The organism is Sphingomonas arantia (assembly GCF_042682045.1).
Classification (GTDB): domain Bacteria; phylum Pseudomonadota; class Alphaproteobacteria; order Sphingomonadales; family Sphingomonadaceae; genus Sphingomonas_R; species Sphingomonas_R arantia.
The window spans coordinates 492,673-517,661 of record NZ_JBHUGS010000005.1; the positions used below are offsets into that span (position 1 = coordinate 492,673).

Below are 24,989 nucleotides of genomic sequence, written 5' to 3' on the forward strand. Positions count from 1 at the left end.
TCCTCATGCCGCCAGCGCGGTCAGCGTTCCCGGCGTGAGCACCTGCGGCAACACCTTCAGCGGCGCTCCCTTGCCCGCGAACAGGTAAAGCGGAACGCCGGATCGGCCATGTTCGCCCAGGAACCGCGAAATATCCGCGTCGCCGTCGGTCCAGTCGCCCACCATCGTCACGATCCCGGCCTTGGCGAACGCGGTCTGCACCGCCTCGCGCTCGATCGCCGCCTTCTCGTTCACCTTGCACGTCAGGCACCAGTCCGCGGTGAAGTACACGAACACCGGCGTCCCCGCCGCCTGATACGCCGCCAGTTTCGCGCGATCGAACGGCACCGACTTCACGTCCGCCGCGGCCACCGCGGTCGAGGCCCCCGCCGGCGCGCGCGGCACCACCGCGACCAGCGCACAGGCCGCCGCCACCGCCGGCGCCAGCGGCCACCACGCGTGCGTCCGGCCGCCCGCCTGCCGCCCGCCGACCCACCACAGCCCGATCGCGACGATCACCGCCGCGACCAGCCCCAGCATCATCCCGTCGACCCCCGCCTGCCGCCCGAGGATCCACGCCAGCCCCAGCGCGGTCGCGAACATCGGCAACGCCAGCACGCGCCGCATCACGTCCATCCACGCCCCCGGCCGCGGCAGCATCGCGCGCACCCGCGGCACATAACCCAGCAGCAGGAACGGGATCGCCATGCCGAGCCCAAGCCCCGCGAACACGGCCAGCGCGGCGACAGTCGGCAGCACCAGCGCCGCGCCGAGCGCTGCGCCCATGAAAGGCCCGGTACACGGCGTCGCGACGAACGCGGCCAGCGCCCCCGTCCAGAACGCGCCGCCCGTACCGCCCTTCCCCGCCAGCGCCCCGCCGCCGGAGATCGCCGGCAGCTCGAACAAGCCCGCCAGGTTGAACCCGATCCCGGCGGTCAGCAGCATCAGCACCACGATCACGCGCGGATCCTGCAACTGGAACGCCCAGCCCGCCGCACTCCCCCCGGCGCGCAACGCCAGAAGGATGCCGCCGAGCGCCACGCACACCAGGATCACCCCCGCCGCATAGGCCAGCGCCTCGCGCCGCACGCCGCGCTCGTCGCCGCCCCCGCGCGCCAGGCTCAGCGCCTTCAGGCTCAGGATCGGGAACACGCACGGCATGATGTTGAGCAGCAACCCGCCCAGCAACGCCCCGCCCAGTGCCACGAGCAAAGTCCCCGCCCCGCCCGAACCGGCCGGCGCATCGCCTTCATCCGCCGCCCCGATCGCGACGCCCGCCGCCGGCACCGTCCCCGGCACCGCATCGAGCGTCAGGCCCTTGCCCCGCCCGATCCGCAGCACGCCGGCCATCCGCCGCGGTGCCGCGCCCTTGGCGACCGTCTCGACGATCAGCGCATTGCCACGCCGCGACACGCGCTGGGGCGCCGCATAATCGATCACCCCGTCGGTCAGCGGGAAGAAATACGGCTCGGCGACCCGAACGCCCGCCGGCATCGGCACCGCCAGCCGGAACCGCCCGCCCGCCACCGCGAACCGCGCCCGCCCGCCGAGCGGCTTGGGCAAGGCGGCACGAAATCCGTCGAACGCCGCGCGCGCCGCCGGCGTCACCGCGCCGTCGCCTACGGTCAGCACGATCGCCAACTCCGCCTTCTCCGGCACGCAGATCTCGCGCGTGCAGGCCAGGTAATCGAGCCGCACCTTGATCGGCAACCGCGTACCCCGCGCCAAGCCGGCTGGCAGCGTGAGCGTCAGCGGCTGCGCATACCGCCCCTCGTAAACATAGTTCATCAGCCCCGCGACGATCAGCGTCTGCGGCACCGGATAGCCGATCGGCCCCGCCGAAACCCCACGCGGCAACGTCCAGGTCGCCTGCGTTTCGACCCCCGCATCGCCCGGATTCTGCCAATATCCGTGCCAGCCCGCCGCCGGCGTCATGACGAAGGCCAGCGTCACCGGCGCACCGGCCCGCGGCGTGGCACTCTCCGCGACCAAGCTCGCGCGGATATGCTGCGTGCGCCCCAGTTGCGCATTGGCGACACCGGGCAGCACGATCAGCGCCAGCAGCCATGTCATGATTCGGAAACAGGATCCGCGCATCGCCACTCCCAACATGCTGCCGCCGCGCTATAGCATGCCGTTCGCGCTGTGGAGAATGCCCGTGTCCTTGTCGCCTTTCGTTGTTGCGACCGCCCTCGCCGCCGCTGCCGCTGCCCCTGCGGCGGCCCAGCAGCCCGCCCCGAAACTGCTCGTCGCCATCTCGGTCGACCAGTTCTCGGCCGATCTGTTCGCCGAATATCGCCCGCTCTACACGGCCGGTCTCAAGCGCCTGTCGACCGGTGCAGTGTTCCCGTCGGGCTATCAAAGCCACGCCGCCACCGAAACCTGCCCCGGCCACAGTACGATCCTGACCGGCGCGCACCCCGCCCGCACCGGGATCATCGCGAACAACTGGTACGACCTGTCGCTCGCCCGCGCGGACAAGAAAGTCTACTGCACCGAGGACCCGACCGTCGCCGGCTCCAGCTCGGACAACTACACCGTCTCGCCGCAATATCTGAAGGTCCCGACATTGGGCGACCGGATGAAGGCCGCCAACCCCGCCAGCCGCGTCGTGTCGGTCGCCGGCAAGGATCGCGCCGCCGTCATGATGGGCGGCCACGCGATCGATCAGGCCTGGTATTGGGGCGGCAAGTCGTTCGTCACGCTGCCCGGCCGCACCGGCGCGGTGCCGGCCACCGTCAACCGGATCAACGCGGACGTGCTGGCGACGCTCGCCCGTCCCGGCCGCGCGGCTCTGCCCGCCGCCTGCGCCTCGCATTCCGCCGCGGTCCATGTCGGCACGCGCGACGTCGGCGTACTGATCGACCGAAAGGCGGAGGATTTCTCCCGCTTCCGCACCGCGCTCGATTTCGACCGGGAGGTGGCCGACCTCGCCATCGGCCTGATCGGCGAGCTGAAACTCGGCAGCGGCCCGGCCCCCGACGTCATCTCGATCGGCCTGTCCGCCACCGACTATGTCGGCCACGGCTACGGTACCGAGGGTGCGGAGATGTGCACGCAGCTGCTCGGCGTCGACAATGCGGTCGGCCGCATCCTGGCCGCGCTCGATGCGCGCAAGGTGCCCTACGCCGTCGTGCTGACCGCCGATCATGGCGGCACCGACCTGCCCGAACGGAGTCACGCGCGGGGTGTACCGGATGCCGTCCGGGTCGATAAGGCCTTGCTCCCAGATGCGATGAGCGCGGCGCTCGCCGCGGAGTTCAAGCTCACCGGCCGCGTCCTCTATGGCGACGGCCCGTTCGGTGACCTCTACCTATCGCGCGACATTCCTGCCGACCTGCGTTCGCGCGTGCTGGCCGCCGCCAAGGCGCGCTACCAGTCCAGCCCGCAGGTCGCCGCCGTCTTCACCGCCGACGAATTGCGCCGCATGCCGACCCCGAGCTCGACCCCGGTCGAGGAATGGTCGCTGGCGGACCGCTTCCGCGCCAGCTTCGACCCCGAACGCTCGGGCGACCTGCTCGTGGCGCTGAAACCCCACGTTACCCCGATCGCCACGCAAGGCGGCACGGTCGCCACGCACGGCTCGCCCTGGTCCTACGACCGCCGCGTGCCGATGCTGTTCTACCGCCCCGGCATGACCGGCTTCGAACAGCCGCTTTCAGTGGAGACGGTCGACATCCTCCCGACGCTCGCCTCGCTCATCGCCCTGCCGGTGCCGAAGGCGGAGATCGACGGACGTTGTCTGGATCTGGATCCGGGTCCCGCTGACACCTGCGCAAAGTAAAGGCGACCTCTCGACGGGGCGAGGTTCCGAACAAACAGCACCCCCAACCGACCAGCATCCCGGACTTTATCCGGGATGCTGGGCCACAAGCGCAACGGCCGGCGTCCTGAGCGAGGCCTAGAACATCCCACGCCCCCACCCGTTCGGTTCGAGCCTGTCGAGAACGTTGCGCAGCGTTCTCGACAGGCTCGAACCGAACGGGTGGGGGTGAAGAGGAACCTTCCCCACTCCGTCCATCCCGAGCGAAGTCGAGGGACCCTTCGAGCGCAGTTGAGAAGTCAACACCGCCGCCTCGGCTACGCTCGAGGGAAAGCATGCCTCGACTTCGCTCGGCATGGACGGGGGTTGGGGGTCGCGCTCAGCCTACGCTGTAGAACCCCTCAGTTCCGCACATCCAGCAAGGTGATCCCCTTGCCCAGCTGATTCCCCGAGATCTTCAAAGGCTCATGGCTCCAGTCCGCCACGAAATTGCTCGGCCAGCTCACGCCCGGCGCCAGCGACGCGCGGTTGCCCGTAATCACCAGCCCCGCGGACGGGTTCGTGCGCGCTTCGGGTGCCACGGTGATGAACGCGCTGTGGTTTTCCTTGTCCTTGCCCATCACGAATTCGTTGCCCACGATCCGCCCGGTGGCACCGCTCGACAGGTCGATCATGTAGTTGGTGGCCTTGCCCTGCGTATCGTCGAAGCTGTTGTCGACGATCGTCACGCGCCGCGCGCGCGCCTTGGCATAATGCCCGCCGCGCCCGCGCTCGAACCGGTTGTTGGTCAGCTCCAGCGTCCCGCCCGTGCCGGTGTACAGCCCGTGGGCACAACCGCCCGCCCCTTCGCAGGTGCCGAGGCCGGAGAAAGTCGACCGCCGCACGGTCAGCACCTGCGCCGGATCGTCGGTGGTCAGGATGCCCTGCTCGCTGTCGCGGAACGCCGTGCCCGTCACGGTCAGGTTGCCCTTTTCCAGCCGGATGCCCGCGCCATTATGGTCGGGCACCGTCACGCCCCGGAACACCAGCCCGTCCACCGCCGCGTCGCGCCCGCGCAGCACCAGCGTCGCCTTGCCCTCGCACACGCCGCCGTCGAAGATCGCGGTGCCCGCCGTCACGGCCGCGAACGCCACGCGCCCGTCGCTCACGATCGCACAGTCCTTGTACGTGCCGGGCGCGATCCGGATCGTCCCGTCGCCCCCACCGATCGCGTTCACCGCATCCTGCAACCGGAAGAACCCGCGCCCGGTCTCGGCGACCGTAAACGGCCCTGACCCTTGCGCAAACGCGGAGGCGGACAGTAGGGCGGCGGCAAGGATCAGCTTTTTCATGGGCGCGACTATGCCGCCGGCCACGCCGAAGTCGAGCCGCTTTCCGCGCTACGCGACCCGATATGGGACCGGTCAAATGACCCGCCCCCAAACACTCCGTTCGCTTCGAGTAGCCGTCGAGCCTGTCGAGACGGCGTATCGAGAAGGGACCGGCATCGTCGTGCTGCCATAGTTCTCGACAGGCTCGAACCGAACGGAAGCGGCGGCTCAGTCCAGGTTCGGCCGCACCCAGCGTTCCGCCGTCTCGATATCCACCCCGCGCCGCGCCGCATAATCCTCGAGCTGATCCCGCCCGATTCGCGCGACACCGAAATACTCACTGTCCGGATGGCCGAAGTAGAAGCCCGAAACCGCCGCCGTCGGCAGCATCGCGAAACTCTCGGTCAGCGTGATACCCGTCGCATCGGTCGCCTTCAGCAGGTCGAACAACGCCGGCTTCAGGCTGTGATCCGGACAGGCGGGATAACCCGGCGCCGGCCGGATGCCGCGATACTGCTCCTTCACCAGCGCTTCGTTGGTCAGCTGTTCGCCCGTGGCATAACCCCACAGGTCGGTGCGGACATGCTTGTGCAGCCGTTCCGCGAACGCCTCCGCCAGCCGGTCGGCCAGCGCCTTCAGCAGGATGTCCTGATAATCGTCGTGCGTCGCCTTGAACCCGGCAAGATGCTCGTCGATCCCGTGGCCCGCGGTCACCGCGAACCCACCGATCCAGTCGCCCGCCGGATCGACGAAGTCGGCCAGGCACATGTTCGGCCGCCCGCTGCGCTTCGCGATCTGCTGGCGCAGCATCGCGAACGGCACCTCGCCATCCTCCGTCTGCACGACGATGTCGTCGCCATCGCGCCGGCACGGCCACAACGCCGCGACACCCTTCGCGGTCAGCCACTTCTCGGCGATGATGCGGTCGAGCATCGCCTGCGCATCCTCCCACAGGCCGCGCGCGCTTTCGCCGACGATCGGGTCCTGCAGGATCGCGGGATAATTGCCCGCCAGCTCCCACGCGCGGAAGAACGGCGTCCAGTCGATATAGTCGCGCAGATCCTCCAGCGGCCAGTCGGCGAACACATGCGTACCCGGCTTCAGCGGCGCACCCGGCTTCTGCGTGAAATCGGCAACGAAGCCATTGGCCCGCGCCTCGGCAAGCGGGGTCAGCGCATTCTGCCCCTTGCTCGCCCGCGCGACGCGCACCGCCTCATATTCCGCCGCGGTCCGCTCGACGAAGCCGTCGCGCTGCGTATCGGACATCAGCGTCGAGGCAACGCCCACCGCGCGGCTCGCGTCCAGCACATGCACCACCGGCCCGTCATAGACCGGCGCGATGCGCAGCGCGGTGTGAACCTTCGACGTCGTGGCCCCACCGATCAGCAGCGGCATCGTCATGCCCTTGCGCGCCATCTCGACCGCCACCGTCACCATCTCGTCCAGCGACGGCGTGATGAGGCCGGACAGCCCGATCATGTCGACATCGTTGTCCGCGGCGCATTTCAGGATGTCGACCCACGGCACCATCACGCCCATGTCGATCACTTCGTAGCCGTTGCACTGCAACACCACGCCGACGATGTTCTTGCCGATATCGTGGACGTCGCCCTTCACGGTCGCCATGATGATACGACCCTTGGCGCGCGCGCCCGGCTCCTTCTGCGCCTCGATATACGGCAGCAGATGGGCGACCGCCTTCTTCATCACGCGGGCGGACTTCACGACCTGCGGCAGGAACATCTTGCCCGACCCGAACAGGTCGCCGACCACGTTCATGCCGTCCATCAACGGCCCCTCGATCACCTCGATCGGCCGGGCGTACAGCTGCCGCGCTTCCTCGGTATCGTCCACGACATGCGCGTCGATCCCCTTGACCAGCGCATGCTCCAGCCGCTTGACTACGTCCCAGCCGCGCCATTCCGCCGCCGCTTTCTCCGCCACCGCATCGGTGCCGCGGAACTTCTCGGCCAGCGCGATCATCCGCTCGGTCGAATCCTCGCGCCGGTCCCAGATGACGTCCTCGCACGCCTCGCGCAGTTCCGGGTCGATCGCGTCGTACACGTCGAGCTGGCCGGCGTTGACGATGCCCATGTCCATCCCCGCCTGGATGGCGTGGTACAGGAACACGCTGTGCATCGCGCGCCGCACCGGCTCGTTCCCGCGGAACGAGAAGCTCAGGTTCGACACGCCGCCCGAGATATGGGCATGCGGGCAGCGCACGCGGATATCGCGGCACGCCTCGATGAAATCGATCGCATAGCGGCGATGCTCGTCGATCCCGGTCGCGATCGCGAAGATGTTCGGATCGAAGATGATGTCCTGCGGATCGAACCCGATCCCGACCAGCAGGTCATAGGCCCGCGAACAGATTTCGACCTTGCGCGCGCGCGTGTCGGCCTGCCCCACCTCGTCGAACGCCATGACGACCACGGCCGCGCCGTACGCCATGACCTTGCGGGCATATTTCAGGAACTCTTCCTCGCCCTCCTTCATGCTGATCGAATTCACGATCGGCTTGCCGGACACGCACTTCAGCCCTGCCTCGATCACGCTCCACTTGGAACTGTCGACCATCACCGGCACGCGCGCGATGTCGGGTTCGGCGGCGATCAACTTGAGGAAGGTGGTCATCGCCACCTCCGCGTCGAGCAGCCCCTCGTCCATGTTGACGTCGACGACCTGCGCGCCGGACTCGACCTGCTGCCGCGCGACCTCGACCGCCGCGGTATAGTCGCCCGCCATGACGAGCTTCTTGAACCGCGCCGAACCGGTCACGTTGGTCCGCTCGCCGATATTGACGAAGTTGGCCGACGCCGCGACCGGGGTCTCGTCGTCTTCGGGGATCAGGGGTGCGGTCGCCACGTTGGTATTACCTTACTTGTCCAGCGCCCCGGCGCAGGCCGGGGGCTGGGTGAAACAGTTGCGCCTACGTCTACGCTGCCAGGATCATCGGATCGAGACCCGCCAGCGTCGTTTTCACCTTCAAGTTCGGCACCTGCCGCGGGGCATGCCCCTTCACCGCGGCCGCCATCGCCGCGATGTGGCCCGGGGTCGAACCGCAGCATCCGCCGACCACGTTGACCAGCTGCCCCTCCGCCCATTCGCGGATGAACTGGCCCGTCGTCTCCGGCTGCTCGTCATACTCGCCCAGGTCGTTGGGCAGACCGGCGTTCGGATAGACCATGACCAGCGCATCGGCGATGCCCGAGATCACCTGCACATGCGACCGCAGCAGGTCCGCCCCGAACGCGCAATTCAGCCCGATCGTCAGCGGCCGCGCATGGCGCACCGTGTACCAGAACGCCTCGACCGAATGGCCCGACAGGTTGCGCCCCGACATGTCGGTGATGGTCATCGAGATCATCACCGGCACCTCGACGCCGCGCCGTTCGGACACCTCGATCACCGCCATGATCGCTGCCTTGGCGTTCAGCGTGTCGAAGATCGTCTCGATCAGGATGAAGTCGCAGCCACCGTCGAGCAGCGCCTCCGCCTGGTTGGCATAGACGTCCTTCATCGTGTCGAAATCGACCGCGCGGAAACCCGGATCGTTGACGTCCGGCGACAGCGACAGCGTCTTGTTCGTCGGTCCGATCGCCCCTGCGACGAACCGCGGACGCCCGTCGCGCGCCTGATACTCGTCCGCCGCCTTCCGCGCGATCCCCGCCGCCGCCAGGTTCATGTCGCGCACCAAGTGCACCGCGCCATAATCTTCCTGGCTGATCGTGTTCGCGTTGAACGTGTTGGTCGACACAATGTCCGACCCGGCATCGAGATACGCCCGCGTGATCGCATCGATCACGTCCGCCCGCGTCAGCACGAGCAAATCGTTATTGCCCTTCTGATCGAGCGACAGTTCGTAATCGCCGCGATAGTCGGCTTCCTGCAACCCGTAGTTCTGGATCATCGTCCCGAATGCGCCATCGGTGATCAGCACGCGGTCCGCCGCCTGTTCACGGAACCGGGCGGCGGCGGCAGAGGGGGTCATGGTCATCGTGAAAGACCTTCAGTCATCAAGGGGCGCTCGAAACCCCGATCGGTTCGAGCCTGTCGAGAACTCAGCGCAGAGTTCTCGACAGGTTCGAACCAAACGGATCGGGTGGGTGACCGGCTTAAGCCGCCATCTCCAGCGGCTTCACGCCGCCCACCGGCCGTTTGCCCAGCAAGTGGCAGATCGCATAGGCCAGTTCCGCCCGGTTGAGCGTGTAGAAATGCAGGTCGCGCACGCCACCGGCATACAGCTTGCGGCACATCTCGGCCGCCACCGTCGCGGCGACCAGCTGGCGCGTGCCCGGATGATCGTCCAGCCCGTCGAACAGCCGGTCCATCCACGGCGGGATCGCCGCGCCGCACATCGCGGCGAACTTGCGCGTCTGCGCCACGTTCGACACGGGCAGGATACCGGGCAGCAGATCCGCTGTGATCCCGGCCGCAACCGCACGGTCCCGGAACCTGAAAAAGGCGTCGGGCGAAAAGAAGAACTGCGTGATCGCGCGCGACGCGCCGGCATCAATCTTGCGCTTCAGATTGTCGATGTCGGTATCGGCGCACGTCGCCTCCGGGTGCATCTCCGGATAGGCCGCGACCGAAATCTCGAACGGCGCGATCCGGCTCAATCCGGCCACCAGTTCGGCGGCGGACTGATACCCGTCGGCATGCGGCGCGAACTTCTCGCCCTCGCGCGGCGGATCACCGCGCAGCGCGACGATATGCCGCACGCCGGCGTCCCAGTAAGCCCGCGCGACCTCGGCGATCTCGTCCTTCGACGCATCGACGCAGGTCAGGTGGGCGGCGGCCGGCACGTTCGTCTCCGCTGCGATCCGTGCGACGGTCGCATGCGTCCGCTCGCGCGTCGATCCGCCGGCGCCGTAGGTCACCGAAACAAAGTCCGGCTCCAGCGGCAGCAGCGTGGAAATCGCGTTCCAGAGTGCGGCCTCCATCTTCTCGGTCTTCGGCGGGAAGAATTCGAACGACACCTTCGCGTCGCCCGCCAGATCGGCGAACAACGGGGCATCCAGCGCGCGCCGCGCTTCTTCCAGTTCGGTCACGGACAATGTCATGCAGCGATCCTCTCGGGCAGGGCGTCGGGCGTCTTGCGGCCCAGCCATAATTTCACGGTCAGCGTACCGCCGGCCAGTTCCTGGACACCGTCCAGCGTGAGGCCCGCCGCGGCGAACCATTTCGCCAGTTGCGCATCGTCGAACCCCAACCGGACATGCGCGGCCCGCTGGCGCAGTTCCTCGCGCTCGTGCCGCGCGAAATCGACGATCAGCAGGCGGCCACCACGGCCGAGCAGGCGGGCCGCCTCCGCGATCACCGCCGCCGGCTGCTGCGCATAATGCAGCACCTGATGCAGGATCGCGGTGTCGGCGGACGCGGGGGCCAGTGGCAACGCGTACATGTCGCCCTGCCGCAATTCCACGCTGCCCAGCCCGGCGTCGGACAGCTTGGACCGCGCCATCCGCAACATTTCGGGGCTGCGGTCCACGCCGATCGCACGTTGCGACAGCGGGGCCAATAATTCGATCATGCGCCCGGTGCCGGTACCGATATCGACCAGCCGGCCGACGCCCCCCTGCGCCAGCATCGCCACGGTCGCCGCTTCGACTTCGCTTTCGGCGACGTGCATCGACCGGATCGCATCCCATTCGACGGCATGTTCCGCGAACCAGGCCTGCGCCGCCACCGCACGGTCGGCGCGCACCGCGGCCAGCCGGTCGAGATCCACCGTCGCCTCATGATCGTCGCGATCCGCCCAGGCATCCGCCGCGATCAGCAGCGGCTCCACGATCGCGCGATCGCCCAGCGCCACGAAGACCCAGGCGCCTTCCTTGCGACGATCGGCCAGCCCGGCGTCGGTCAGGATCTTGACGTGGCGGGACACGCGCGGCTGGCTCTGCCCCAGCACCTGCGCCAGTTCGCCCACCGATAATTCCATCGCACGCAACAACGCCACGATCCGCAGTCGGGTCGGGTCCGCCAGTGCGCGGAAGATGTCGAGGGGCGTCGTCATGCTGATATAAGGACATAAAGATATCTTTATATGAGCGCAAGCGCCTTGTGTGGTCGGGGCGGCTGTGGCACCCGGCCGGCAGGGCGATACAACGCCAGGATCGGATTTCGTAATGCGTACAACCGTCGCGGCCTGTTCGGTCGCTCTCTTGCTGAGCGGGGTCTCGCCCGCCGCAATGGCGCAGCCCGCCCGGCCGGTCGCCGCACCGACCTCCGCCGCATCGCCGCAGACCCCGCAGTCCCCGGCCACCACGCCCGCCCCGCAGGGCGCGACTCCGGCGCCGGACGCCGCGACTCCGGATGCCGGTTTCGCTGCTGACGGACTGGCCGACGCCGCCCCGGAACCGCGCGATCGCTACGAAAAACTGAACCGCGGCATCTGGGGCTTCAACCAGCTCATCGACCGGATCATCCTGAAACCCGTGTCGTCCGGCTACCGTGCGATCATCCCGCGCGTCGCCCGCCGCGGCATCACCCGGGTCTTCAACAATCTCGGCGAACCCTGGTCGTTCGTGAACAACATGCTCCAGGCCAAGCCGAAGCGCGCGCTGCTCAACCTGCGCCGCTTCGTCGTCAACACCACGATCGGCGTCGGCGGGCTGGCGGATCACGCAACCAAGATCGGCATCCGGCCCGCGCCGGAGGATTTCGGCCAGACGCTGGCCGTCTGGGGGATCAAGAGCAGTGCCTATGTCGTGCTGCCCGTCTTCGGCCCGTCCACCGTGCGCGACGGCATCGGCACCGGCGTGGCGTTCGTCGCCGATCCGTACCAGATCGCGATCAACCAAAGCGACCTGTCGCTCTGGACGAAACGCGGCATCGGCATCGTCTCGCTGGTCAACGCCCGCGCGAACCTGACCGAAAGCGGCGCGGACAGCTTCCTCCAGTCGAGCCTCGATCCCTACGCCGCCGCGCGGTCCGCCTTCTGGCAACGCCGCACCGCCGCCATCGCCAACCAGGACGCTGGCCCCGCGATCAACGCCAACGCGACCAACTCGTCCGCCGCCAATCCGACGACCGGTCCCGTGACGGACGCGGCCATCGCGCCGGACCCGTTCATCACCGACGACGCGCCCGCCCCGGACGCGACGCCAACCAACCCGGTGGCGCCACAGGGAACGTCCGCGACGGACGGTCCGGCGACGCAACCGGACGCCGCCGTTCCGCGGCCCTGAACGGCCGCATGGAACCGGCCCGCATCATTTTCTGTTGTCGACTGATCTTTTTGGGGAAGGACCCGCAATGAAGAAGACCGTTTTCGCCACCACGATCCTGCTGTCCGCGCTGTCCATGGCGGCGTGCAGCCCCACCGCGAAGAACGAAGCGGGCGAGGCCGCCAACGCGATCTCCGCTGATATCAACGCGACCGCATCCGAGGCCGCGGCCGACACGTCGAACGCGCTCGACGCCGCCGGATCGAGCATCAACAACGGTGCCGCCGCGCTTGGCGCCGCCACCGAGAACGCGATCGACAAGGCCGATGCCGAAGCCGACCGCACCGGTGCCGCGCTCGCCAACGGCGCGGAGGCCGTCGACAACAGCATGTAATCGACGACCGGCACCGCAGGAATGACGTCTTTGCCCTGTGGAAGGGCCGGACCGCACGTCCCATCCCCAAACGAGCGGTCCCACGAACTGCAGCGGTAAAACCGGGGGTGGGAAAGACGCATAGGATCGCCCGACGGGACCGGGCAATCACGGCCGTTGCCAACGGCTCAAGAAACGCTTCCCATGTCGGACACCCGGTTTCACGATAATCGTTCAGGCACCGAACAGGGCCTGCTCGAGCAGCCACCGAAGCGCGGGGCGCAACCGACCGGACCAATCGCGGACGTCCCGACGGAACCTCCGGCGGCGACCATCCCGACGATCGCCTATTTCACCAACGTCTACCCCAAACCCAGCCACACCTTCATCCGCACCGAGATCGCGGCGCTGGAGGCACAGGGGTTCGCGGTCGTCCGCATCACGATCCGCCCGCCCGCCGACCCGCTGGTCGATGCCGACGACCGGGCCGAGGCCGATCGCACGCAGCGACTGCTCGATCGCGACCCCCGCCCGCTGATCGCTGCCGTCCTGCGCCAGCTCCGCCGCGATCCCCGCAAGCTCCTCAGCGCCACCGCGACGCTGTTCGCCGCCCGCGCCGCATGGCTCACGCCGGTCCGCTCGCTCGCCTGCCTGGCGGAGGCGTGCCGACTCGTCGCCATCGCGGACGCGCACGCCGTCAGGCACGTCCACGTCCATTTCGGGACGAACCCGGCCACCGTCGCCTGGCTGGCCAACCGCATCGCCGGGCTCGGCTACAGCATGACCGTCCATGGGCCGGACGAGTATGACGCGCCCGTCGCGTGGCGGCTGCGTGAAAAGATTGCCGGCGCGGCCTTCGTGGCGGCCGTGTCGGACTATGGTCGGGCACAGCTGATGCGGTGGGCGGCACCCGCCGACTGGTCCAGGCTCCACGTCGTCCGCTGCGGCCTCCGCGGCGAGTGGTGGAGCCCGCGCCGCACGATCGACGGCCCGACCGCATCCACCGTCCTGGTCTGCGTCGCGCGATTGAGCGCGCAGAAGGGCATCCCGCTGCTGCTCGACGCCGCGGCCGCCCTCCTCGCACGCGGTCGCAAGTTCCAGCTCCGGATCGTCGGCGACGGCGAACTCCGCGCCGCGCTCGACGATGCCATCGCCGCACGGGGTCTCGGCCGGGTCGTCCGGCTGCTTGGCTGGCGCGATGCGGCCGCGGTCCGCGCGGAGATCCTCGGCGCCCGCACGCTCGTCCTCCCCAGCTTCGCCGAAGGGTTGCCCGTCGTGCTGATGGAGGCGCTCGCGATGGAGCGCCCCGTCATCGCCACCGCGATCGCGGGAATCCCCGAACTGGTGGATGACGACTGCGGCTGGCTGATCCCCGCCGGATCGGTCGAGTCGCTCACCACGGCGATGGACGCCGCACTCTCCGCCTCGCCCGTCACGCTGCGGGCGATGGCGACATGCGGACGTGCGCGGGTCCGCCGTGATCATGACGGCGACGTCAACGCCGGCCGGCTCGCCACCCTGCTGCGCGCCGCGCTCGTCCCGCCGCAGTCAGATACGCGCCGGCGGAATCATCCGTAGGAGCAGCGGAACCTGCCGCCACCAAAGCGCGCTGGCCAGCTGGCGCGGCGGCAGACCGACGGACAGCCGCCGGATATCGCGCCGCGACAGCCCGGTCCGCTCGCACAGGAACGGGTGGCGCGGCCGCTGCGCGAAATAGCTGTAGAAGATCGCCTTCCGATCCCGCGCCACCGCCGGCCGGCCGCGGTGGAAGAAGCGCGCCGTGTCGGTGAACACGACGGTCCCGGCCGGCCCTACGCATGACACGATGTCCGCCGCATAGTCGGGGCCGAGCAGTTCCACGAGTTCGCGGTCGGACGACAGTGCGTAGCGGAACCCGCCCGCATCGTTCTGGCAGGAATCGGACCGCGCGATCATCTCGAACGGCCCGCCCTCCCCGTCGACATCGTTCAGGTAGACCGCGACCTTCAGCATGCGGCGGTCTTCCCAGTCGCGGTGCCATTTGCGCGTCGAAACCTCGCGCCCGTCCGCGACCGTGTAGTTGATGCACACCCCGTCATACGCCGCCGGCAACCCGATATAGGTTTCGGCGATGTCGAGCAGCCGATCGGACAGGCCCCAGGTGAACAGTTCGGGCGCCGTCATCATCTGCGCGGCTGGCACGACGTTGAACACCGCCCCCGCGGCCACCTGGCGATGCGCCTCGTCGGCATGCGCGTCCGCCAGTTCCGTCGCGCGCGCCAGCATGGCGTCCGACCCGGGCAGCCCCAGCGCAGCGATCGACACCATCGCGATGCCGTCGCGTTCCAGTCCGGCGACGACCTGCGCATCGATCCCGTGCAGCCGCGGCCGTTGCGGCCGGAACGCGTCGACCGCGGCGTCGTAGCGCGGCCCCATCATCCGCCGGACCGGTCCCAGGTTCATGAGTCGCAACGCGGTCCGGGCCGGCAGATCGCGCAGACGGGCCATCGCCGCCTGCCCCGTCTCAACCACCGGTCATGATCCGCACGATGGTATCGACATCGTCCGGCGTGATCTCCGGATGGATCGGCAGGCAGATGACCTGCGCCGCGATCCTCCGCGCATTCGGCATGGGTTTCCGCGCGGACGACAGGTCCTGATACCATGGCATATCGGACACCAGCGGGTGGAAATAGCGCCGCGCCAGGATGCCGGAGGCCTGCAACCGCATCCACAACGCGTCCCGGCTTTCGGGGTATTCGGGTTCGACCAGCACCGGGAAATAGGAATGGTTCAGCGTCCACTCCGGCGGCACCGGGAACGGACGGATACCGGCGACATCGGCCAGCTTGTTGCGGTACCGCGCGGCGATCGCCCCGCGCGCCGCGATCGACCGGTCGATATAGCGCAGCTGCAACAACCCGAACGCCGCCTGGAATTCATTCATCTTCGCGTTCAGCGCCACTTCCGGCAGCACGGTCTCCTGCACGAACCCGAAATTGCGCAGCTGGTCGACCCGCTGCTTCGTCCGGTAATCCGGCGACACGACCGCCCCGCCCTCGACCGTGTTGAACACCTTGGTGGCGTGGAAGCTCAACGTCGCCATGTCGCCCTGGCGCAGCAGGCTTTCGCCGCCGTCGCGGACGCCGAACGCGTGGGCGGCGTCGTAGATCACCTTCAGCCCGTGGCGCGCCGCAACCTCGGCGATCCCGGTGGTATCGCACGGCTGGCCGAAACAATGGACCGGCAGGATCGCAGTCGTGCGCAGCGTAACCGCGGCGGCAACCGCGGCGGGATCGAGGTTGCCGGTGATCGGATCGACATCCACGAACACCGGCACCGCCCCCACCAGGCGCAACGCATGCGCGGTCGCGACGAAGGTGAACGGCGTCGTGATCACCTCCCCCCCGACACGCAGCGCGCGCAGCGCCAGCCACAGCGCGACCGTGCCGTTCGACACCAGCGACAGATGCGGCACGTCCAGATAGGCGGCGAGCCGCGCCTCCAGTTCCTCGTGCATCGCGCCGCTGTTGGTCAGCCATTTGCGTTTCCAGATCTCCTCCAGATACGGGACATATTCGTCCAGCGGCGGCATGAACGGCTGCGTCACCAGCATCACGTTCGACGGGGCGGCCGGCGTCGGCAGCGCGATCTGGCCTGCGGCGGTCATGCCGCCCACCATGACGTGAAGGTCAGGGAGCCCGGCACGATGCGACGGGATCCGGGGTCGGGGCGATCATCCCTTGTCATGATAATATCCGTCCATGTTGCGGACGGACCGTCCCGTCAGCGATTTGTTCAGCACCGATCCGATCACCGGCGTGGGGCTGAGGATGCGCAGCGCCTGGGCGATGTCGCTGCCGCGCGTGCGGCCTTCCTCGACGATCATCAGCACCGCATCGACGTTGCGCGCGATCAGCATGATGTCGTCCAGCACCAGCACCGGCGGCGTATCGACGATGCAGATCGGTTGCGCGGGATGGTTCCGGATCGCGGCCAGGAACACCGCCAGCCGCGGCGCGGCCAGCAAGCTCGCGCTGTCGGCGCGCGACTCGCGCGCGCCGTGGATCGTCAGGTCGGCCCCGGCGATGCGCGTCCCGGTCGACGGCCACGCGGCCGTCCCGTCCAGATAATCGTCGATCCCGCTCGACGGCGTGATGCCGAACCGCCCGGCCAGTCGCGGTCGCCGCAGGTCGAGATCGACCAGCACGGTCGGATGGATCAGGCTGAGCGCCGCCGCCAGGTTCGCGGTGACGAACGTCTTGCCGTTCTCCGGCTGCGTCGACGTCACCGCCAGGATGCGGCCGCCCGGCCGGTGGAACCGGTGCAGGATCTGCGACCGAAGCAGGATGAAGCTGCGCGACCGGATATCGAGCGGCGCGAAGCCGAACACGCCCGCCTCGGCCAACACGGCGCGGTTCAGCACGACCGCCTCCGCCGGCATGCAATCCGGCCGGACCCGACCGACCGGGCGGTCGTGCGGCATGGCCGACTCGGGCGTCATCTGGAGGACATCAGACCGGTTCATGGGACCTCCACGGGGTCAGCAGGCGGACGACGCCGGTGGCCACGCCACTGCGGTTTCCGGTTCGCAGCACCGGCACGGAGACGAGCGGCAACGCGCCCATCGACTGGATCACCCCGCCCTCGCCGTGGATCGCACCGGTCAGGATCTCCCACGCCAGCAGCGCGACCATCCCGGCCCCCAGCCCCGCGATGATCCCGGCGGCGATCCGCGTCAGGCGGTCCGGGCCAAGCGGATCGTTGGGCAGGCTGGGCGCGTCCACGACGGAGAAGCGCTCGCCCTTGTCCTCCGACTGGAGGTTGGCGGCGACCTGCGCCTCCAACTGCTTTTCGCGGATGTCCTGATACCGCATCTGCAGGCTGGTATAGTCGCGCTCCAGGTTGTTCAGTTCGTAGCTGGCCTGGGGGGCGAGCGAGGTCTTGTGTTCCATCCCCGAAATCGACCGGACAAGGCCCGAACGGCGCTCCGCCAGCATCCCGATGCGCGACCGGCCGGCCGCCACTTCCGCCGCGATCGCGCCGCTGCCGGTCGGTGCCGGCTGGCTGCGGACCAGTTCGGCCTGCCGCGCCACCGCTTCGCGCGCCGCGACGACATCGGGGAAATCGTCGGCATAGACGCTGGTCAGCTGGTTCAGCCGCTCTTCCGCGCGGCGCAACGCGTCGGTCCCCTGTCGCGGCGTCGCGGCAATCTCCTGACCACGCGCGGCGAGCAGACCGTTCTGCTGCTGCAGCCCCTGCTGCTCGGCGTCGATCCGCGACACTTCCGCGCGCAGGCCGGCACCCGATTGCGCGCTCATCGCCACCTGGTCGGGCAATGCGCCGGCATAGCGCGCCTCGATCTCGCGGCGCTTGCCCGCCATCGTGACCAGTTGTTCGCGCAGCTCGTCCGCTCGCCGCCCCAGGAACGCCGCCGTGCCCGCCGCCTGTTCGGTCCGCAACTGCTTGTCCGCATTCAGGAACATCGCGGTCAGCCGCTCCGTCACCGCCTGCGCCTGCGCCGGATCGCGGTAGGTGAACGACAATCGGAACGCGATCGTGCTGCCGTTCGGCGCGGGCCCCGCACTGCCGTTGGTGCCGACCAGGTCGACGCTGATCGCCTGCCGCATCTGCGCGATGACGTTGTCCAGCGGCAACCGCCGGCGCTCCTCCGGATACAGGCCCATCGTCGACACGATCTGGCCCAGCGCGACGCGGCTCATGATCTGCTGGCGAATCTTGGCGATCCGCTCGTCCGCATAATTGGCCTGTGCCGCCGGCATCACGCTCGTCGGGATCTGTTGCGACGCGATCAGCAATGTCGACGAGGACTGATAGGACGGCGTCGTCAGCAGCACCGCGCCGATCGCGATCGCGAATCCCAGCAGGACGGGGACGATCAACCACCAGCGCCGGCGGTAGACGATCGCGGCCATCTCGTTCAGGCCGAACGTTGCGGCGGGTGGGGCTTCGGTCTCGGTCATCGCCCGTCCATCGCATAGGTCAGCTGGAGGCCACCGAACGCCGCGCCGATCCGCTCCCCGCCGATCAGCCGGCGGCGCAGATACTGGACCTGCGCCGATGCGGTCAGCGTACTGCCGATCGTGCGTTCGAAACGTGCCGTGGTGCGGACCGCGTCGAACGACGGGACGATGTCGCCCTGGATCATCGCGCGCTGATATTCGCCCGAAAGGTCGACGACGCTGCGCCGCCCCGTCCGCTGCCGGAACGATGCACCGGCGACCGCGCGCCGCTGCAAACCGCCCAGCCCGCTGATTTCTGAGTTCAGCGACCCGCGCACGCACAGCACCGGGCCGGGCAATGCGCGGCACAGGTCCGCCCGCCCGCTCAACAGGGTCCGGGCCGGCTGGGCGATCGGCGCGTCCAGCACCGCTTCGGTGCGGCTGCTGCTCCGCTCCGCGCCCAGTTCCGCGGTCGCGGTCCAGCCGTCACCCAGCTGCCGCTCGATCGTACCGTACAGCCGCTGCGTCGACAGGTCGGACGCACGCCGCGTCCGGCTGAACGTCGCGCCGCCGCGCACGCCGATCCGCGTGGCCGGGTCGATCCGCCGGGCATAGGCCAGCCCCGCGTCCAGCGCGCGCGTATCGTCGAGCAGGTCGGTTCCGGTGAAACCGCTCCGTTCGTAGCCGATCTCTGGCCGGATCATCGTGTAGGCGTCGGGATTGACCGTGGCGGACAACCGCCCGCGATACGCCATACGCACGCTGCCCGGATCCGCGGCCGCCTCGACGCTGCTGGTCAGCAGGTCGACCGCCAGGTCGCGCGCCACGCCGGCCGACGCCGCGATGGTCAGATATTCGCTGCGCCGGACCTCCCCGCTCGCGTTCACCTGCCCGGTCACGAAATTGCCGTAACGCCGGCTATACGCGCGATCGGTGATGACAGCGTCCAGATCGTAGCGCGACCCGTCGGTGGTGCGCACCGCGATGCTGGGCCGGAGCGATGCCTCCACGCCCAGCGCGCCGCGTTTCCGACCGGGCAGCAGGAACGGGTTGGGCGATGCGAACGCGTTCACGTCCGCCTCCAGCCGCGATACGGTCTGCGCAGCGATCGGGCTGGCCAGGACCAGCGCGATCGCGGTCGCCCCGCCAAAGGCGCAGCGGCGCGGATCATGGGATGACCAGGACATCGCCGCTCCGAAGCGTGGGCAGCGCATCCGGCAGCATCCCGGCATCCAGCCGCCGCGCGCCCTTCAGCACGTTCGTCAGCGCGATCGGCTCGACCACCTGACCGTCGCGTGTATGGCGCAGGATCACGGCGTGCTTGGCATCGGCGAACTCGGCCAGACCGCCCGCCATGCTCAGCGCCTGCACCACGTCGATCGTCCGGCCGCTGGCATAGCTGCCCGGGTTGCGGACCTTGCCGACGACGAAGAAGTTCATCCCCGCGGTGTTGCGCACCGTGACGGTCACCTCGGGCACCCGCTCGCGGAAATTGCCGGCGATGCGCGTGCGGATCTCGCTCGCGATCTGCGCGACGGTGCGGTCCATGGCGGCGATCGTCCCGGCCAGCGGGATCGCGAACGTGCCGTCCGGCAGGATCCGCACCGTCCGCTGCATCCGCTCCTCCCCCCAGACATAGATGTCCAGATCGTCGCCGGCGTTGATGCGATATTCCGCGGACCCGGCCGCCGTGCGCGGCGCGGGCGCGTCACTGGCCGTCTGCGCCTGCGCGATGCTGCCCGGCCCAACCATGATCGACAGCGCTGCCAGCGGCATCAGCGCGCAGCGCAGCCGCGAATGGGCGACGGGACTGTTCCTGTGATCCATGAATATGCCCCCTTCCCAACAGGAGGGCAGCTTAGCGGCGCGGTGTCCGTCGGATATCGGGAGGTGGCCCGTCCGATAAGGGCGTGCGGCATTTTCGGACCTGCCGCCCCCCTCCCGCATATGCGGGCTGACGATCGATCAGGTGGGAAACGACCGCGCACTCGGCGCGCCGGTCGGAACCCGCTTTTTCGGGTAGCGTCACGGCCGGCGACTTAACGGAACCGACGCTGCTCAAGACCCAACCGGATCGCGACGACGACAGGCTTCCGAACGCGCCGAAGCGGGAGGTCACCTGTGCTGCAACGTCTTGAAACCATCGACGCCGATCTGCTCGATCGCGAACCGGCGCCCGCCCCTGTCGTCATGCCGACGTCCCCCTCCGCGGTGCTCCCGCCGGTGCGCGCGGTCCCGACGCTCGGTTCGACCGCGAACTTCATGGATTTCCGGTTCCAGCTCGGCACGCAGGACGGCATCATGGGGCAGATCGCGGCGCGTGCGCCGGACGACGCCTTCGCCTATGTCGTGACGCCGAATGTCGACCATGTGGTCCGCATCCAGCATCTGCGGTCTGATCTCTGGCCCGCCTACCGCCATGCCTGGATGACGCTGTGCGACAGCCGCATCCTCGCGCGGCTGGCCGCGCGCACCGGCCTGCGCCTGCCGGTCATGCCGGGCAGCGACCTGACCAGCGCGCTGTTCGGCACGGTCATCGCGCCCGACGACCGGATCGCGATCCTCGGCGGCGATGCGGCCACGGTCGACGATCTCTGCGCACGCTACGGCCTGACCAACGTCTTCCACCACGTGCCCAGCATGGGATTCATCGAAAGCCCGGCCGACGCCGCCCGCGCGGTCGACTTCCTCGTCGCCACCCGCGCGCGTTACAGCTTCCTCGCGGTCGGATCGCCGCAGCAGGAGATGATCGCTTACCGCGTCGCCAAGCTCGGCCTCGCGATCGGGATCGGGTTCTGCGTCGGGGCAAGCCTCGATTTCCTGACCGGCCGGCAACGCCGTGCGCCGCGCGCGATGCAGAAGGTCGCGCTGGAATGGCTGTTCCGGCTGCTGTCGAACCCACGCCGGCTCTGGCGGCGCTACCTGGTTGACGGCCCGCTGATCCTGCACGTCTATCGCAGTTGGCGGCGGCGCAGCCGGGCCCTGCGCTGACGCTTTCGCCGGCCCTCAAGCTGCTCCACCGTCCAGCATCTGCGCCAGCATCGCCGCCCCGCGCGTACTGCTGAACCCCGCCGCGATCTTCCGCCGGCCCGCCGCGCCCAATTCTGCCGCGCGGGCCGGATCCCGCGCCAGCGCGATCAGCTGCGCCGCCATCGCCCGCGGGTCGCCCGGCGGCACCAGCACCCCGTCGATGCCGTCGTCCACCAGCTCCGGGACACCACCCGCGCCGGTGACGACGACGGGCAACTCCATCGCCATCGCCTCCATGATCGCGACGCCCAGCGGTTCGGCCAGGCTGGCGAGTGCGAAGATGTGCGCCGCCTCCAGATGGCCGCGCAGCACATGCTCGTCCACCGCGCCCAGCAAGGTGACGCCCACCGCGCCCGAGTCCGCGATCAGCGCGGTCAGCACCTGTCGGTAGCCGCCGCCCCCGCCCTCGTCCTCGCCGCAGATGCTCAGCCGCGCATCGATCCCCTTCGCGCGGACGATGCCGACCGCGGCGATCAGGTCGGCATGGCCCTTGCCGGGGTTCAGCCGCCCGCACGACAGGATCCGCAACGGCCCCGCCCCCCGCCACGGCGAATAGCCCGCGGTCCGCCGGAAATCGTCGAGGTCCACGCCCATCGGCGCGATGCCGGTGCGCGCCGGAAACGCATCGCCCAGCGCCTCTGCAGTGGCGGCATGCAGCTGCCGCGTGATGATCAGCGCGAATGTCGCGTGCCGCCATTTCTCGTGCTGGTTCGGCCCGTAATCGCCGAGCGGGCCGTGCAGCGTCAGGCTGTACGACAGCCCCGACAGCTGCCGCGCGAACATCGCGATATGCGCCGAGTCCGCGCAGGAATGGACATGGACATGGCTCCACCCGCGCGCCCGCGCCAACGCCGCCAGCCGCCCGCCCAGCACCGCCAGCGCGATCAACCTGATCCGACCACGCCGGTCGAGCCCCTGGGCACGCCGGATCGAACCTAGGCACCGTATCCAGCCGCCCGGAAACGCCCGGGCGATCGCCGCCACGGCCCCCGCGATCGACGCACCGTCGCGATCGGTCAGGTACACGGTCCGCGCCATCGCCTCCGCGCCCCAATCATGCGCGTTGACGCCGCGCGCCGGCCGCCGCGTCGACACCAGCTCCGCCTCGACCTCCATCCCCGCCAGCGCGCGCAGTTCGCGCCAGAAGAAGCTGTGCGTCTGGCCGGGAAATTCCGGGACGAGGTAACCGATCCTGTGCATCCCGCTCTTATGCCTGCGGCCCGCGCGGCTGCCTTTACGGCGAAACGCCCCCCGCTTTTGCCGCAGGCGCCAGCGCCGACAGCGGGACCACGCCGCTATCCGCGAACCGCACCCTCGCCACGCGCGTCACGATCATGTCGCCGGCCGGCCCCGTCACTCGCACACCGCCGTCGGCCTCCGTGAACCGATAGGCCGCGCGCTGGCCGCCGAGCTGCAGCACGTCGTCCCCGCCCCCGCCGTCGATCCGCACCGCCGCGCCGCCACCCGGCACGAACCGGTCGTCGCCCGCCCCGCCGATCAGGATGTCGTATCCGTGCGCGGTCCCGGCGATCGTCTCGCCCGCCGTCCCGCCGCGGTGGATCCGCGCATCGGCATAGGCGACCGCCGCCCCGCCGGACCAGGGCGGGTTGCGCCCGATCCAGTCGCGCAGCGCCTGGTATCGCGGCGTCGTCGCCTGCCGCACCGTCTCCAGCGCGGACCAGTTCCCCCATTTGGACGGCGTGCCGATGATCCCGAAATTGACGTACAGCGCGCCGCCCGCCGCCTGGAACGCGCGGTAGTTCTGCGTTTCCAGCGCGTGGAACTCCGGCCGGCGCTGCAACCGCGCGAGGAACTCGGTATAGGTCGCGTCGCCATGCTGCGACATCGGCGTCGTCTCGCCGAACCCGCTTTCATAGGTGACCAGCGTCAGCCCGCGCTTCCGCGCCTGTTCCGCGTGATAGAGATAGAAGGGCGCGTTGACCGTATCGATGCGCTCCGTCAGCGCCTTGATCGCCCGCCCGTACCCGCCATCCGCGTCGGTCCACCACCCCTGCACCACCGGCACCGCCGCATCGTCGTTCATCGTGCCGTCGTAATAGCCCGTGATCGCATAGTCGTCGTACCCGGCCGATGTCGGTGCGGGCCGCCCGGCCGCATCCCGCCAGTCCGGCGCGTCGAGCCCGTCCGCCTCCAGCCCCTTCCACCCGAACTGCGTGTTGTACGTCATCCGCACGCGCCCGCGACCGGCCGGCCCGAACGCCGATTTCCAGATCGCCCCGACCTGCGCCCCGCGCAGGCCGTACCACCGCATCCACTTCGCATCGGGGCCGAACCGCACACGCGCCTTCGCCTCGGCGAACAGGGCCTGCGGAAACATCCGGTTCCACACCTCGTTCGACAGTTCGACATGCACCGCCAGGTCGGGACGCAGATGGTCGCGGACATAGCTCGCAAAGCCGCGGACATAGTCGTCGCTGGCGTTGATCGGCATGTTGAACCACGGTTCCGCGCCGGTCCGGTTGGCGATCTCGACCATCGCCTCCACCGGCACGCCGCGCCCGCCATCGCCCCAGCGGCGGTCGGTCGGCACCGCCCGGTCGGCCCAGCGCAACCAGGGCGCCGCCCGGATCGCGGCATCGCCCTCGATCGCGCGGCCCGCGGCGTCGAACAGCACGTTGGTCGCCATCCAGTCCATGAACCGCAGCACCGCGAACGGCGCGACCTTTTCCAGGAACGCCGGATTGAACGTCAGCCCCGCGGCATGGAGCGGCAGGTCCGCCTCGCGCACCACGCGGATGTCGCGCACATAGTCGCCGCGCCCGGCCGGGTCGGTCGCCGACAACCGCAGATACAGGCTGCCCGTATCACTCACGCGCACCACCATCCGCCCGGGCGCGCGCGACAGCGTCGTCGATCCGCCCACGTCGACGACGTCCAGCGTCCCCTGCCCGACATAGCTGACCACGTAGCGCGCGCCCGGTTCCGCCGCCGGATTGTCGTGGATGACGTTCAGCAGCACGGACGTGTAGCGCAGCCGCGATCCCGGCCCGGGCAAGCGCATGACCCAGCCGGCGCGGTCCAGCGCGACCGGCTCGCCGGTGTCATATTCGGTGGCCGTCTGCGGCAACCACCCGCTCGACGATTTCATCAGGTCCAGCATCGCCAGCCCGGGGTTCCAATAGGCCAGCCCGTCCAGGTTCGTCCCGATCGGCAGGACCGCGCGACGCGCCGGCGGGCGCGGCTCGACCGCCGACCCGGCTGGCCCGCACGCCACCGAGCACAGCCCGAGGCCAAGAATGACGATCAGGCGGGAAGCCGCGATATGCTGGATAATCCCCACTTCGTTCGCACCACTTCTATCGCGATCGGAATTCCGTAAGACTGATCGCAGCTTACCGGACGATACGGACTGCATACCCGGACATGACCGGACAGACCATGTCCGTAACAGCGTAGGCATAA

19 protein-coding genes are annotated in these 24,989 nt (G+C 69.2%); 5 read left to right on the top strand and 14 right to left on the bottom strand.

The features are described from left to right. Window positions 1-3 precede the first annotated feature (3 nt). Window positions 4-2,052 (bottom strand): protein-disulfide reductase DsbD family protein, encoded by a 2,049-nt coding sequence (locus ACFSGX_RS17390; protein ID WP_380931559.1) that lies wholly within the window; start codon window positions 2,050-2,052, stop codon window positions 4-6. Window positions 2,053-2,131: 79 nt separating this feature from the next. Between ACFSGX_RS17390 and ACFSGX_RS17395 the strand changes: the two genes are divergently transcribed. Next, a complete protein-coding gene (locus tag ACFSGX_RS17395) occupies window positions 2,132-3,763 on the top strand; it encodes an alkaline phosphatase family protein (protein ID WP_380931631.1) in 1,632 nt (543 codons plus the stop codon). 380 nt (window positions 3,764-4,143) lie between these two features. Here ACFSGX_RS17395 and ACFSGX_RS17400 read toward each other — a convergent pair whose 3' ends face one another. The 5 genes from ACFSGX_RS17400 to ACFSGX_RS17420 all read right to left on the bottom strand — a co-directional run bounded on the left by ACFSGX_RS17400 (window position 4,144) and on the right by ACFSGX_RS17420 (window position 11,068). Beyond that, the gene (locus ACFSGX_RS17400; RefSeq protein WP_380931560.1) at window positions 4,144-5,073 is read right to left on the bottom strand and encodes a right-handed parallel beta-helix repeat-containing protein; all 930 of its coding nucleotides are present in this window, start codon (window positions 5,071-5,073) and stop codon (window positions 4,144-4,146) included. 207 nt (window positions 5,074-5,280) lie between these two features. Further along, window positions 5,281-7,917 (bottom strand): methionine synthase, encoded by a 2,637-nt coding sequence (gene metH, locus ACFSGX_RS17405; protein ID WP_380931561.1) that lies wholly within the window; start codon window positions 7,915-7,917, stop codon window positions 5,281-5,283. Between the two features lie 70 nt (window positions 7,918-7,987). Next, complete coding sequence (locus tag ACFSGX_RS17410; RefSeq protein WP_380931632.1) at window positions 7,988-9,043, bottom strand: homocysteine S-methyltransferase family protein; 1,056 nt, start codon at window positions 9,041-9,043, stop codon at window positions 7,988-7,990. A gap of 124 nt (window positions 9,044-9,167) precedes the next feature. Then, on the bottom strand, window positions 9,168-10,115 hold the full coding sequence (gene metF, locus ACFSGX_RS17415) for a methylenetetrahydrofolate reductase (RefSeq protein WP_380931562.1): 948 nt from the start codon (window positions 10,113-10,115) through the stop codon (window positions 9,168-9,170). Continuing rightward, window positions 10,112-11,068 (bottom strand): ArsR/SmtB family transcription factor, encoded by a 957-nt coding sequence (locus ACFSGX_RS17420; RefSeq protein WP_380931563.1) that lies wholly within the window; start codon window positions 11,066-11,068, stop codon window positions 10,112-10,114. The genes metF and ACFSGX_RS17420 overlap by 4 nt, the downstream gene beginning before the upstream one ends. Before the next feature lie 112 nt (window positions 11,069-11,180). On the opposite strand from ACFSGX_RS17420, the gene ACFSGX_RS17425 reads away from it, so the two are divergent. The 3 genes from ACFSGX_RS17425 (at window position 11,181) to ACFSGX_RS17435 (ending at window position 14,172) form a co-directional block, all read left to right on the top strand. Next, window positions 11,181-12,242, top strand: a complete 1,062-nt coding sequence (locus ACFSGX_RS17425) for an MlaA family lipoprotein (protein WP_380931564.1) — start codon at window positions 11,181-11,183, stop codon at window positions 12,240-12,242. Between the two features lie 67 nt (window positions 12,243-12,309). Next, on the top strand, window positions 12,310-12,615 hold the full coding sequence (locus ACFSGX_RS17430) for a hypothetical protein (protein WP_380931565.1): 306 nt from the start codon (window positions 12,310-12,312) through the stop codon (window positions 12,613-12,615). A gap of 183 nt (window positions 12,616-12,798) precedes the next feature. Next, window positions 12,799-14,172 (top strand): glycosyltransferase family 4 protein, encoded by a 1,374-nt coding sequence (locus tag ACFSGX_RS17435; RefSeq protein WP_380931566.1) that lies wholly within the window; start codon window positions 12,799-12,801, stop codon window positions 14,170-14,172. Here ACFSGX_RS17435 and ACFSGX_RS17440 read toward each other — a convergent pair. The 6 genes from ACFSGX_RS17440 to ACFSGX_RS17465 all read right to left on the bottom strand — a co-directional run bounded on the left by ACFSGX_RS17440 (window position 14,143) and on the right by ACFSGX_RS17465 (window position 20,363). Further along, the gene (locus ACFSGX_RS17440) at window positions 14,143-15,081 is read right to left on the bottom strand and encodes a phytanoyl-CoA dioxygenase family protein (RefSeq protein ID WP_380931567.1); all 939 of its coding nucleotides are present in this window, start codon (window positions 15,079-15,081) and stop codon (window positions 14,143-14,145) included. The genes ACFSGX_RS17435 and ACFSGX_RS17440 overlap by 30 nt on opposite strands. Window positions 15,082-15,097: 16 nt before the next feature. Beyond that, complete coding sequence (locus ACFSGX_RS17445; protein WP_380931568.1) at window positions 15,098-16,243, bottom strand: DegT/DnrJ/EryC1/StrS family aminotransferase; 1,146 nt, start codon at window positions 16,241-16,243, stop codon at window positions 15,098-15,100. Window positions 16,244-16,309: 66 nt separating this feature from the next. After that, window positions 16,310-17,101, bottom strand: a complete 792-nt coding sequence (locus tag ACFSGX_RS17450) for a CpsD/CapB family tyrosine-protein kinase (protein WP_380931569.1) — start codon at window positions 17,099-17,101, stop codon at window positions 16,310-16,312. Beyond that, a complete protein-coding gene (locus tag ACFSGX_RS17455; RefSeq protein WP_380931570.1) occupies window positions 17,088-18,557 on the bottom strand; it encodes a GumC family protein in 1,470 nt (489 codons plus the stop codon). Before ACFSGX_RS17455 ends, ACFSGX_RS17450 begins: the two co-directional genes overlap by 14 nt. Beyond that, on the bottom strand, window positions 18,554-19,723 hold the full coding sequence (locus tag ACFSGX_RS17460; RefSeq protein ID WP_380931571.1) for a hypothetical protein: 1,170 nt from the start codon (window positions 19,721-19,723) through the stop codon (window positions 18,554-18,556). Before ACFSGX_RS17460 ends, ACFSGX_RS17455 begins: the two co-directional genes overlap by 4 nt. Next, entirely contained in the window at window positions 19,704-20,363 is a 660-nt protein-coding gene (locus tag ACFSGX_RS17465; RefSeq protein ID WP_380931572.1) for a polysaccharide biosynthesis/export family protein, read from the bottom strand. Before ACFSGX_RS17465 ends, ACFSGX_RS17460 begins: the two co-directional genes overlap by 20 nt. A 294-nt stretch (window positions 20,364-20,657) precedes the next feature. On the opposite strand from ACFSGX_RS17465, the gene ACFSGX_RS17470 reads away from it, so the two are divergent. Next, window positions 20,658-21,527: a WecB/TagA/CpsF family glycosyltransferase gene (locus tag ACFSGX_RS17470; protein ID WP_380931573.1), complete on the top strand. Its 870-nt coding sequence runs from the start codon at window positions 20,658-20,660 to the stop codon at window positions 21,525-21,527. A 15-nt stretch (window positions 21,528-21,542) separates the two neighbouring features. On the opposite strand, the gene epsE is transcribed toward ACFSGX_RS17470, so the two are convergent. Together epsE and ACFSGX_RS17480 are read right to left on the bottom strand one after the other, a co-directional pair. Then, a complete protein-coding gene (gene epsE / locus ACFSGX_RS17475; protein WP_380931574.1) occupies window positions 21,543-22,766 on the bottom strand; it encodes an exopolysaccharide biosynthesis GT4 family glycosyltransferase EpsE in 1,224 nt (407 codons plus the stop codon). Window positions 22,767-22,800: 34 nt separating this feature from the next. Next, entirely contained in the window at window positions 22,801-24,867 is a 2,067-nt protein-coding gene (locus tag ACFSGX_RS17480) for a hypothetical protein (protein WP_380931575.1), read from the bottom strand. Window positions 24,868-24,989: the final 122 nt, after the last annotated feature.

Bases quoted from the DNA above. Each gene is read 5' to 3' on its own strand.
- ACFSGX_RS17440 (WP_380931567.1), bottom strand. From the start codon at position 15,081: ATGGCCCGTCTGCGCGATCTGCCGGCCCGGACCGCGTTGCGACTCATG.
- ACFSGX_RS17425 (WP_380931564.1), top strand. From the start codon at position 11,181: ATGCGTACAACCGTCGCGGCCTGTTCGGTCGCTCTCTTGCTGAGCGGG.
- metF (WP_380931562.1), bottom strand. From the start codon at position 10,115: ATGACATTGTCCGTGACCGAACTGGAAGAAGCGCGGCGCGCGCTGGAT.
- ACFSGX_RS17465 (WP_380931572.1), bottom strand. From the start codon at position 20,363: ATGGATCACAGGAACAGTCCCGTCGCCCATTCGCGGCTGCGCTGCGCG.
- ACFSGX_RS17455 (WP_380931570.1), bottom strand. From the start codon at position 18,557: ATGACCGAGACCGAAGCCCCACCCGCCGCAACGTTCGGCCTGAACGAG.
- ACFSGX_RS17445 (WP_380931568.1), bottom strand. From the start codon at position 16,243: ATGACCGCCGCAGGCCAGATCGCGCTGCCGACGCCGGCCGCCCCGTCG.
- ACFSGX_RS17435 (WP_380931566.1), top strand. From the start codon at position 12,799: ATGTCGGACACCCGGTTTCACGATAATCGTTCAGGCACCGAACAGGGC.
- ACFSGX_RS17450 (WP_380931569.1), bottom strand. From the start codon at position 17,101: ATGAACCGGTCTGATGTCCTCCAGATGACGCCCGAGTCGGCCATGCCG.
- ACFSGX_RS17410 (WP_380931632.1), bottom strand. From the start codon at position 9,043: ATGACCCCCTCTGCCGCCGCCGCCCGGTTCCGTGAACAGGCGGCGGAC.
- ACFSGX_RS17395 (WP_380931631.1), top strand. From the start codon at position 2,132: ATGCCCGTGTCCTTGTCGCCTTTCGTTGTTGCGACCGCCCTCGCCGCC.
- epsE (WP_380931574.1), bottom strand. From the start codon at position 22,766: ATGCACAGGATCGGTTACCTCGTCCCGGAATTTCCCGGCCAGACGCAC.
- ACFSGX_RS17420 (WP_380931563.1), bottom strand. From the start codon at position 11,068: ATGACGACGCCCCTCGACATCTTCCGCGCACTGGCGGACCCGACCCGA.
- ACFSGX_RS17400 (WP_380931560.1), bottom strand. From the start codon at position 5,073: ATGAAAAAGCTGATCCTTGCCGCCGCCCTACTGTCCGCCTCCGCGTTT.
- ACFSGX_RS17430 (WP_380931565.1), top strand. From the start codon at position 12,310: ATGAAGAAGACCGTTTTCGCCACCACGATCCTGCTGTCCGCGCTGTCC.
- ACFSGX_RS17460 (WP_380931571.1), bottom strand. From the start codon at position 19,723: ATGTCCTGGTCATCCCATGATCCGCGCCGCTGCGCCTTTGGCGGGGCG.
- ACFSGX_RS17390 (WP_380931559.1), bottom strand. From the start codon at position 2,052: ATGACATGGCTGCTGGCGCTGATCGTGCTGCCCGGTGTCGCCAATGCG.